Here is a 10151-nt window from a genome sequence, read left to right on the forward strand (position 1 = left end):
TTTTGTCGGCAATGTGTACGAGATGGAATATGTAGTCCGTTCGGAAAAGCTTCATGGCGGGCGTAATTATGGTGCGCTTAAGTTTGTTACGCCATATGAGACACTGGTCTATGAGATTGAGATACTGCAGAATCAGGAATATAACGAGAGCCATCGGGTTCCTGAGCTTTTGATCGCGCAGATCATCAAGGAGTACGTGGGATGTGTGGCCGGAAGGATTGAACGGGATAACTGGGTCGATGGTGCGATTGAGAAGATGGTGGCGCTTCGGAAAAAGTTTCCGTTGAATGAATTGTATCAGCTGATGCTTGCGCATATTTATCTGATTGGCAATAAAGTGGAAGAAGCAAAATGGATTCTGGAAAATTACAATTATAACCGCTTTGCAATCGGGAAAGACCCTCTGACCAATTGCTATTATCTGTATCTGACTGCGAAGGTCCGGGGAAAAGGCAATCATGTTGACCGTGTTCTGGATGAGATCGGAAAGACTTATACACGCCATCAGGATTCCTGGCCGCTCCTTGCTATGATCATGGATCTGGAGCCTCGCTATAAGAATCCCTATAAACGTCTGGAGGTTCTGGAGCAGCAATTTCAATATGGAGTACATCATGTCCTGTTTTATCTGCAGGCGTATCTGTGCTATCAGGAAAAGCCGGCTCTGTTGAAAAAACTTGGTGTGTTCGAGATTCAGGTGCTGAATTTTGCGGCGAAATATCGTCTTATGACCAAAGAACTGGCACTGTATGTTGCGAATTTTGCCAGTCAGCAGAAGAACTACAGTGATGCAATGTTCCGGATTCTGGAGCGCATTTATAAGATGTATGAGGAACCGATGATACTCAATACGATCTGTACATTGCTGATCAAGGGAAATAAGACCCAGAAACGGTATTTTGTCTGGTATCAGCGTGCGGTTGACAGTGAATTGAAGATTGCGCAGCTGTATGAATACTATATGATGACAATTGATGAGAATGTTTCCCACGGGCCACTTCCAAAAAGTATTCTTCTGTATTTTATGCATGGAAATTCTCTGGATTATAAGAAAGCAGCGTTTTTGTATGCCAGTCTGGTGACCTATGAGGAACAGGCAGGAGATCTGTACCTGAATTATCGGGAGCAGATGGTTGCATTTACGTGGGATCAACTTAAGAAGCGCCATATCACAGAGTCGCTGCGTATCCTGTATAAGCGATTCTGTTCAGATGACGAGATGACGGCGGATCGGATGGAGGCAATGAGAGATATCTGTTATTCCTACGGGATATCGACCAAAGTGCCGAATATGAAGTGCGTTCTGGTCATTGAAAAGGATGGAAATATTCGTCAAAGGGTTCCTTATGACGAGGAAAATGGTACTGTGATCTATCTGTATGACAAAGAATCAAGAATCGTATGGGAGTCCGTAGAAGGAAGACATTATACAGATTCTATTCCATATGAGACCAGACGTCTGTTCTATGAGCCTAGATTTCTGGATATGTGCCGGAAGTATGCGGCGTCTACCGGTTTCTGGAATCAGGAGAAAGTAAGAGAAGAGCCGGACTTTGACAATGTCATGGTTAAAGGGATTGAAGCATTTGATGAAAAAGAAGTATTTATCATGTGCAGCAAACGGATCCGGGAAGATAATTATGAAGAAGACGAGGTTCTGAACTATCTGTGCTTTGAATTGTTTCAAAGACAGCAGTATGATAAGGTTACTTTGACGTATCTTGCGAACTATTATTGTGGCGCTACAAAGGATATGAAGAAGATCTGGAAGGTTCTTCAGGAGTATGGAATCCCATCATATAAGCTTGGAGAGCGGATCATTACACAGATGGTATTTTCGGAAACGCTGTTTGATGAAGAGGATATTTTTGAAGATTATTATCTGTCAGACAATGCGTATTTCCGGCTGAAACAGGCATATCTTGCATATGTTTCAAGAGAATACATGGTAGAGGGCAGAGAACTTAAGCATTGTGTATTTGAAATGATCGCAAATGAGTGTGATAAGAAGGAAGAACTTCCGGATATCTGTAAAGCAGCACTTTTGAAGCATTATTCCGAACGGAAGCATTCAGAGGAAATGGAAGTGGTACTGCATCAGGTGCTGCGGGAAATGTGCGAGAAGCAGATGGTATTTCCGTTTTATCTGAAGTACCGGGAGGAGTGGCTCAGGGAACTGCAGCTGTACAATAAGGCAATGTTGTCTTATCAGTGCCATCCGGGAGGAAAAGTGAAGCTGTATTACAAGATGAAGCGGGGCGACAGGGAAGAATTAGGCTATCGTGCAGAAGCAATGATGCCGATGTATGCCAATATCTATGTAAAACAGTTCATCTTGTTTGATGATGAGTCGGTAAGCTATTATTTTGAAGAAAATATAGACGGAGATGTAATTAAGACAGAAAAACAGATACTCGTCAATGACAGCAGTCGGAACCGGTCCGGAAAATATGGACGGTTGAATGAGATGTCGCAGATGGGACCGGCAGCAAAAAGAAAGGCAATGATGGATTATCAGGAAGAAGAGCTGATGGCAGATCAGCTGTTTGGATTATACTAGGGGAAGGGAGGATATGATAATGAAAAAGAACAGCGTGCTTGGTTATGATCTGAATGAAAAGTACTGTCAGATCAGTTATTATAATGAAGGAAAAGAAGAACCGGAGACGATGGAAACAGCGGCAGATAATTATCAGATTCCTCTGGTACTCGGATATTATAAAGAGCGTTGGGTGTATGGAAAAGAAGCTAAAAAACTTGCGGCAGTCGGGGAAGGAGAGATCATAACCAGACTGTTTGAAAGGGCGGTACGCCAACAGAAGGTTCAGGTGGGAGAGCGCGTACATGATGCTGTCTGGCTGTTGGCAAAGTTTATCAGTCTGACGCTGACTGAATTTGAGAATATCCGGTATCTGACATTTTCTGTACCGTTTACGAATGTAGATATGTCAAAGATGCTGAAAGGGATCGGACGTCATATCGGTGTTCCAAGGGAACGTGTATGTGTGCAGGATTATAAAGAAAGTTTCTGTCAGTATATGTTCTATCAGCCAAAGGAATTATGGCAGTACGAATCGGCTTTGTTTTTCTGCGATGCAAAAGAGATACGTGCATACATGCTCAGAAGACTGAATACGGTGAACGGAAAGGGAAGAGATCTGTTCGTGACTGTAGATGAAGTTGCAAATGCGCGTATGAAGGAACTGGCAGCAATCTATCCGGTTCTGAACGTTGATAAAGCGAAGGATGCAGATGAAAAATTCAAGACTTTTATTCAGGGAGTGTTTGACAAGAAAGTGGTATCTTCTGTGTATCTGACAGGAGAAGGATTTGAGAACAACTGGTACCCGAATTCTCTGAAGGTATTGTGCAACGGAAGAAGGGCGTTTATTGGAAATAATCTGTACAGTAAGGGAGCCTGTTATACATCTATGCGAAAGTGTCTGGAATATGATGACGGCCCGATATATCTTGATGAGACCAAGATGACAGAGCAGATCTGTCTTCGCATGCGTATCAAAGGGCAGGAAGGATGGTATCCGATTGTGGCGTGGGGGACACACTGGTATGATGCGGACGGACAGTGGGATGTGATTCTGGAAGATACTTCTGATATTGAGATTCACATTGAGACTCTTGCGGGAGAGGAACTTCAGGTAGAGACGGTTTCTCTGGCGGAACTTCCGGAGAGAAGGGATTATTCGCTTCGGCTGCAGATCGAAGTAATGTTTATGGATGAACGTACCTGTAAACTGATTTTTAAAGATACTGGATTTGGTGAGTTCTATCCTTCATCCGGTTTTCAGACTGAAAAGGTTTTACATTTAGGAGGAATCAATGGGCAGTTTAATTCTATGTCATAGGAAGCGGGCCAAACGACCTTTTGAAATATCAAGAGTGCATATGAGAATCTATACGATAGAGGAATTATGCTACTATATATGCAACAATCTGTATCTGATAGATTATACGATCATTAACAGCCGGCTGTGCAGCTGGATTGGGGATGAACTGGAGCTTGTGGATCTGGAAGAACAGCTCAGGGAAAAGCTGAGAAACAATTGTTCCATGGAGGATTTTATCCTTACGATCCTTCGTGAATCCAACATCTATGCCGCAGCGGATATTCACAAAATACAGAATATACTGGAGCATCTTCAGAATCAGAAGGATGTGGAAAAGACAAAATATAAGGCGGACAGTCTGCAAAACAGTGGTGAATATGAGACGGCGATCCTGGTGTACCAGTCAATCCTCTATAAAGACTGGGATGAATCTGTAGATAAGAAGTTTTATGGTCGGGTATATGCCTGTATGGGGGCTGCGTATGGACGCCAGTTTTTGTATGAAGAAGCGGCGCGGGCTTATTATGAGGCATATCGGATCTGTGAACAGCCGGAGATGTTAAAAGCCTATCTGTACTGCTGTTATCGTTATCTTCCGGAAAATGAGTATGTAAAGATGCTTTCCGGTAATCCGGTTTATCTCAGTATGGGAACGGTTATAAAAGACGAGATCAGGAAGACGCAGAAGAAGGTGAAAGCAGACCTTCCCGAAGATGCTTGCATCCAATGGAAAAAGGAATACCGCAGGATTGACAAAAGCAGGGAAATATGCTAATATAACAGAGCGTTTTAGTATGGTAAAGTAGTCAATTGCTAATATAATAAAAGAGTGGCGATTGACTGTATACTAATCGGAGGACAGGAGGAAGCAATTATGAAAAAGAGATTCGCCTTAATCCTCGCTCTGGCGATGATGGCAACGACAGTTCTTGCGGGATGTGGAAGCAAGGAGGAAAGTGCAGACACTGATGCAGATACTGAAAAGACAGAAGAAAGTACAGCTGTAGAAAATGATGATGAGACACTGATTGTAGGCTTTGATGCTGCATTTCCACCGTATGGTTATAAAGATGACAACGGTGAGTATGTTGGATTTGACCTTGATCTGGCGCAGGAAGTCTGTGACAGAAATGGCTGGGAACTGGTAAAACAGCCAATCGATTGGGATTCTAAAGACATGGAGATTGAATCTGAGACGATTGACTGTATCTGGAACGGATTTACCATGAATGGACGTGAGGATGATTATACATGGTCCGAACCATATATAGACAACAAGCAGGTAGTTGTAGTCAGAAAAGATTCCGGTATCAGCAGTTTTGAAGATCTTGCCGGAAAACTGGTAGAAGTACAGACAGATTCTTCTGCACTTGCAGCACTTCAGGAAGATCAGAAAGAACTGGCAGATACTTTTGGTAATCTGACAGAGATTGCAGAGTATAATACTGCATTTATGGATCTGGAATCCGGCGCATGCGATGCAATCGCAATGGACATTGGTGTTGCAAATTATCAGATTAATTCCAGAGAAAATTCCGATGAATATATGATTCTTGAGGAAGTGATCTCTTCTGAGCAGTACGGAGTTGGTTTTAAGAAAGGCAATACAGAATTGAGAGACAAAGTACAGGCTACACTGGATGAAATGGCAGAAGACGGAACGATTGCTGAGATTGCAGAGAAATATGCAGATTTCGGCGTGCCGGGAGCGCTGTGTATAGGAAAGTAAAATGAGACGATAAGACAGAAGGTGGCCGGCCCCCAAAAGGGGTACGGCTCTTTTCTGTTATTGTTTATGTATTGGGAGGATCAACGAATGGAATTAGGAACACTTATCAGAGAATTGTGCGGCGGAATGCTGGTTTCTTTGGAAATATTTGTATTAACACTTGTATTCTCACTCCCATTGGGGCTGTTGGTGGCATTTGGAAGAATGTCAAAGATATCTCCAATTCGATGGCTTGCAAAAATATATATATCGATTATGCGAGGTACTCCGCTGATGCTGCAGCTTATGGTTGTGTATTTTGGCCCGTATTACATTTTGGGAATCCGCATCTCCAGCGGTTATCGCATGACGGCTGTTCTGATCGGATTTGCGATTAATTATGCTGCATATTTTGCGGAAATATACAGAGGTGGAATTGAGGCGATACCGGTAGGTCAGTATGAGGCGGCAAAAGTACTGGGGTATTCAAAGACACAGACATTTTTTCGCATCATCTTTCCGCAGGTGATCAAGCATATTCTTCCGCCGGTGACGAATGAAGTGATTACACTGGTCAAGGATACTTCTCTTGCTTTTGTGCTGGCAGTAACTGAAATGTTTACAATGGCAAAACAGATTGCAGCGGCTCAGACTTCGATGGTTCCTTATATTGCAGCTGGCATTTTTTATTATGTGTTGAATCTGGTCGTTGCCATTGCGATGGAAACACTGGAAAAGAAACTGGATTACTATCGTTAGGAGGAATGGTCATGAGTCTGTTAGAGATGAAGAATATCAAGAAAAGCTTTCATGGAGTGGAAGTGTTAAAAGACATTTCCCTTACGGTAGAAAAAGGAGAGGTGCTTGGAATTATCGGGCCGTCCGGTTCGGGCAAATCCACGCTCCTTCGCTGTGCTACAGGACTTGAAACTGCAGATGGAGGCGAGATAAAATACGAAGGAACTTATGGATTGGTGTTTCAGAATTTTAATCTTTTTCCGCATTATTCGGTTATGAAAAATATTACAGATGCACCAATAAAAGTACAGAAGCGGTCCAGAGAAGATGTATACCGGGAAGCAAGAGAGCTGCTTCGAAAAATGGGACTGGAAGATAAGGAGAATGCGTATCCATACCAGTTGTCCGGTGGTCAGCAGCAGAGAGTATCTATTGCGAGAGCACTTGCGTTGAAGCCGGATATCCTGTTTTTTGATGAGCCTACTTCTGCTTTGGATCCGGAACTGACAGGTGAGATTCTGAAAGTAATCCGTGAGCTTGCGATGGAACATATGACGATGGTGATCGTTACACATGAGATGAATTTTGCGAAAAATGTATCGGATCATATTATCTTTATGGATAATGGATATATTGCTGTCCAGGGGACACCGGAAGATGTGTTTGGCTCTTCTAACACAAGAATGAAAGAATTTCTTGGAAAATTCAATGACTAATTAATAGACTACATTTATTAGAAATACTAATAAATGAATTTGCGAAAAATAATGTATCAGGATAAATACAAGGCGGAAGGGAATATTGCTTTTCCTTCTGCCTTGTATTATACTGTTATCGGAAGAAGTTTGCCGTCATAAGACGGAAAACATTTTCATATCTGATACATTTTCGGATACTGAAAAAAGAAGGAGTCTGCATTTATGAGTGAGTTTGAAAAGATAACAACAGGTATGGGAGAGGAATGCGGAGTATTTGGCGCCTATGATATGGACGGAGGTGATGTTGCACCTTCTATATATTATGGGCTTTTTGCGTTACAGCACAGAGGACAGGAAAGCTGTGGAATTGCTGTGACAGACACTTATGGAGAGAGAAAGATCCATTCCAAGAAGGGGCTCGGACTGGTAAATGAAGTTTTTAATGAAGAATCTCTCCAGAATCTGAAGGGAAATCTCGGAGTAGGTCATGTGCGTTATTCGACTGCCGGAGGTTCCAGAGCGGAAAATGCAATGCCGCTGGTGATCAATTATGTGAAAGGTGTACTTGCGATCGCGCATAATGGTAATCTTACAAATGCAATTGAGCTTCGTCATGAACTGGAATATACTGGGGCGATTTTCCAGACAACGATTGATTCTGAAGTGATTGCATATCACATTGCAAGAGAACGTCTGAATGTAAAAAAGGCGGAAGATGCTGTGAAGAACGCTATGAAAAAGATCAAAGGTGCCTATGCACTGGTTGTCACATCACCGAGAAAGATGATTGGAGCAAGGGATCCGTTCGGACTTAAGCCTTTGTGCATCGGAAAGAGGGATAATACTTATTTCCTGGCCTCAGAAAGCTGTGCAATTGCTGCTGTTGGCGGAGAATTTGTGCGCGATGTGGAACCGGGCGAGATTGTAAGCTTTACCAAGCATGGAATCAAGTCGGATATGTCGATGGCGATCAGTCCCAAGAGACAGGCAAGATGTATCTTTGAGTACATTTATTTTGCAAGAACCGACAGTACGATCGACAATGTCAACGTGTACCATTCCAGAATTCTTGCAGGTAATGCTCTCGCGGAGTCTTATCCGGTGGAGGCGGATCTTGTTGTGGGGGTTCCGGATTCCGGTCTGGTGGCGGCAAAAGGGTATTCTGAAAAATCCGGTATTCCGTACGGAATGGCATTTCACAAGAACAGCTATGTAGGAAGAACCTTTATTAAGCCGAAACAGAGTCAGAGAGAAAGCAGTGTCAAGATTAAGCTGAATGTTATTGAAGAAGTAGTCAGGGGTAAGCGTATCGTTATGGTAGATGATTCGATTGTACGTGGTACGACCTGCGCTAACATCATTAAGATGTTGAAAAAAGCCGGTGCAAAAGAGGTGCATGTAAGAATCAGTTCACCTCCGTTCCTGTATCCGTGCTATTTTGGAACAGATGTGCCGTCAAACGAACAGCTGATTGCCCACTCTCATACAACAGAAGAGATTCGCGAGATGATCGGTGCAGATTCCCTGGGGTATATGGAGATCGAAAAACTGAAAGACATGGTGGGAGATCTGGGATATTGTGATGCGTGTTTCACAGGTAATTATCCGATGGAAGTCCCGGGAAAAGATATCTCACTGGCTTTTGAGTAAAATGTGATGATAAGGAGAAGAATATGAGTAACGATAAGTACACAAGTCCACTTTCTGAACGATATGCAAGTAAGGAGATGCAGTACATCTTTTCGCCGGAAAAGAAGTTCCGTACATGGAGAAAATTATGGATTGCGCTTGCTGAAACCGAGAAAGAGCTTGGACTTCCGATCACGGATGAACAGATTGCAGAATTAAAAGAGTATGCAGATGATATTAACTTTGAGGTGGCAAAAGAGAGAGAAAAGGTAGTTCGTCATGATGTAATGTCCCATGTATATGCTTACGGTCAGCAGTGTCCGAAGGCAAAGGGAATTATCCATCTTGGGGCAACATCCTGTTATGTAGGAGACAATACGGATATGATTCTGATGTCGGAAGCTCTTGAGATTGTCAGAACAAAACTGGTGAATGTCATTGCAGAACTTGCAAAATTTGCAGATGAGTATAAAGAATTGCCAACACTCGCATTTACACATTTTCAGCCTGCACAGCCAACAACAGTCGGAAAGCGTGCGACACTGTGGATGCAGGAGTTTATGATGGATCTGGAAGATCTTGACTATGTAAAAGGCAGTCTGAAGCTGCTGGGTTCCAAAGGAACGACCGGTACGCAGGCAAGTTTTCTGGAATTGTTTGACGGTGACCAGGAGACGATTGATAAGATTGATCCAATGATCGCAAAGAAGATGGGATTTGAGATGTGCTATCCGGTATCAGGGCAGACATATTCCCGCAAAGTGGATACCAGGGTACTGAATGTACTCGCAGGAATTGCGGCAAGTGCACACAAGTTCTCCAATGATATTCGTCTCCTTCAGCATCTGAAAGAAGTAGAGGAGCCGTTTGAAAAAACGCAGATCGGATCTTCTGCTATGGCATACAAGAGAAATCCGATGAGAAGTGAACGTATTGCTTCTCTGTCCAGATATGTAATGATTGATGCGTTGAATCCGGCGATCACATCTGCAACACAGTGGTTTGAAAGAACTCTGGATGATTCGGCAAATAAGCGTCTTAGCGTACCGGAAGGATTTCTGGCCATCGACGGTATTCTGGATCTGTGCCTGAATGTTGTGGATGGACTGGTAGTATATCCAAAGGTAATTGAAAAGCGTCTCATGTCAGAGCTTCCGTTCATGGCAACGGAGAATATTATGATGGATGCCGTGAAGGCTGGCGGAGACAGACAGGAACTCCACGAGAGGATCAGGGAACTTTCCATGGAAGCAGGACGTAATGTAAAGGAAAAGGGTCTTGACAATAATCTGCTTGAATTGATTGCGGAAGATCCGGCATTTAATCTGTCAATTGATGAACTTAAGAAAACGATGGATCCGTCAAAATATGTCGGGCGGGCACCGCTTCAGGTAGAGGCATATCTGAAAAATGTCGTAAATCCGGTTTTGGAAGCGAATAAAGAAGTTCTTGGCGTGAAGGCTGAGATTAACGTATAACGACTGCAAAATAAAAATATTTGGTATATTATTTCATTGGGCGAAAATCTTTTGA

At 43.0% G+C, this 10151-nt stretch carries 8 protein-coding genes; all 8 read left to right on the plus strand.

Annotated features, from left to right (window positions below):
• On the plus strand, nucleotides 1–2560 hold a 2560-nt coding region (locus tag JQM82_RS12725), incomplete at its 5' end, for a DUF5717 family protein (protein ID WP_235250735.1).
• Between the two features lie 19 nt (nucleotides 2561–2579).
• On the plus strand, nucleotides 2580–3863 hold the full coding sequence (locus tag JQM82_RS12730) for a DUF5716 family protein (RefSeq protein ID WP_235250737.1): 1284 nt from the start codon (nucleotides 2580–2582) through the stop codon (nucleotides 3861–3863).
• The gene (locus tag JQM82_RS12735) at nucleotides 3838–4620 is read left to right on the plus strand and encodes a hypothetical protein (protein ID WP_235250738.1); all 783 of its coding nucleotides are present in this window, start codon (nucleotides 3838–3840) and stop codon (nucleotides 4618–4620) included. Before JQM82_RS12730 ends, JQM82_RS12735 begins: the two co-directional genes overlap by 26 nt.
• 99 nt (nucleotides 4621–4719) lie before the next feature.
• Nucleotides 4720–5574 carry an amino acid ABC transporter substrate-binding protein gene (locus tag JQM82_RS12740; RefSeq protein WP_235250739.1) on the plus strand — a complete coding sequence of 285 codons (855 nt, stop codon included), beginning with the start codon at nucleotides 4720–4722 and terminating at the stop codon, nucleotides 5572–5574.
• Nucleotides 5575–5661: 87 nt separating this feature from the next.
• Complete coding sequence (locus JQM82_RS12745) at nucleotides 5662–6312, plus strand: amino acid ABC transporter permease (protein ID WP_235250740.1); 651 nt, start codon at nucleotides 5662–5664, stop codon at nucleotides 6310–6312.
• Nucleotides 6313–6323: 11 nt separating this feature from the next.
• Nucleotides 6324–7007 (plus strand): amino acid ABC transporter ATP-binding protein, encoded by a 684-nt coding sequence (locus JQM82_RS12750; protein ID WP_328284221.1) that lies wholly within the window; start codon nucleotides 6324–6326, stop codon nucleotides 7005–7007.
• Between the two features lie 204 nt (nucleotides 7008–7211).
• The gene (gene purF, locus JQM82_RS12755; protein ID WP_235250741.1) at nucleotides 7212–8639 is read left to right on the plus strand and encodes an amidophosphoribosyltransferase; all 1428 of its coding nucleotides are present in this window, start codon (nucleotides 7212–7214) and stop codon (nucleotides 8637–8639) included.
• 23 nt (nucleotides 8640–8662) lie between these two features.
• Nucleotides 8663–10096 carry an adenylosuccinate lyase gene (purB, locus tag JQM82_RS12760; RefSeq protein ID WP_235250742.1) on the plus strand — a complete coding sequence of 478 codons (1434 nt, stop codon included), beginning with the start codon at nucleotides 8663–8665 and terminating at the stop codon, nucleotides 10094–10096.
• Nucleotides 10097–10151 lie beyond the last annotated feature (55 nt).

The sequence above is a fragment of the Faecalicatena contorta genome, assembly GCF_021531995.1.
In the GTDB taxonomy this organism is placed as follows: domain Bacteria; phylum Bacillota; class Clostridia; order Lachnospirales; family Lachnospiraceae; genus Dorea_A; species Dorea_A contorta_A.

Coding starts and splice junctions, on each gene's coding strand:
- JQM82_RS12730 (WP_235250737.1), top strand. CDS start 2,580: ATGAAAAAGAACAGCGTGCTTGGTTATGATCTGAATGAAAAGTACTGT.
- JQM82_RS12740 (WP_235250739.1), top strand. CDS start 4,720: ATGAAAAAGAGATTCGCCTTAATCCTCGCTCTGGCGATGATGGCAACG.
- purB (WP_235250742.1), top strand. CDS start 8,663: ATGAGTAACGATAAGTACACAAGTCCACTTTCTGAACGATATGCAAGT.
- purF (WP_235250741.1), top strand. CDS start 7,212: ATGAGTGAGTTTGAAAAGATAACAACAGGTATGGGAGAGGAATGCGGA.
- JQM82_RS12745 (WP_235250740.1), top strand. CDS start 5,662: ATGGAATTAGGAACACTTATCAGAGAATTGTGCGGCGGAATGCTGGTT.
- JQM82_RS12735 (WP_235250738.1), top strand. CDS start 3,838: ATGGGCAGTTTAATTCTATGTCATAGGAAGCGGGCCAAACGACCTTTT.
- JQM82_RS12750 (WP_328284221.1), top strand. CDS start 6,324: ATGAGTCTGTTAGAGATGAAGAATATCAAGAAAAGCTTTCATGGAGTG.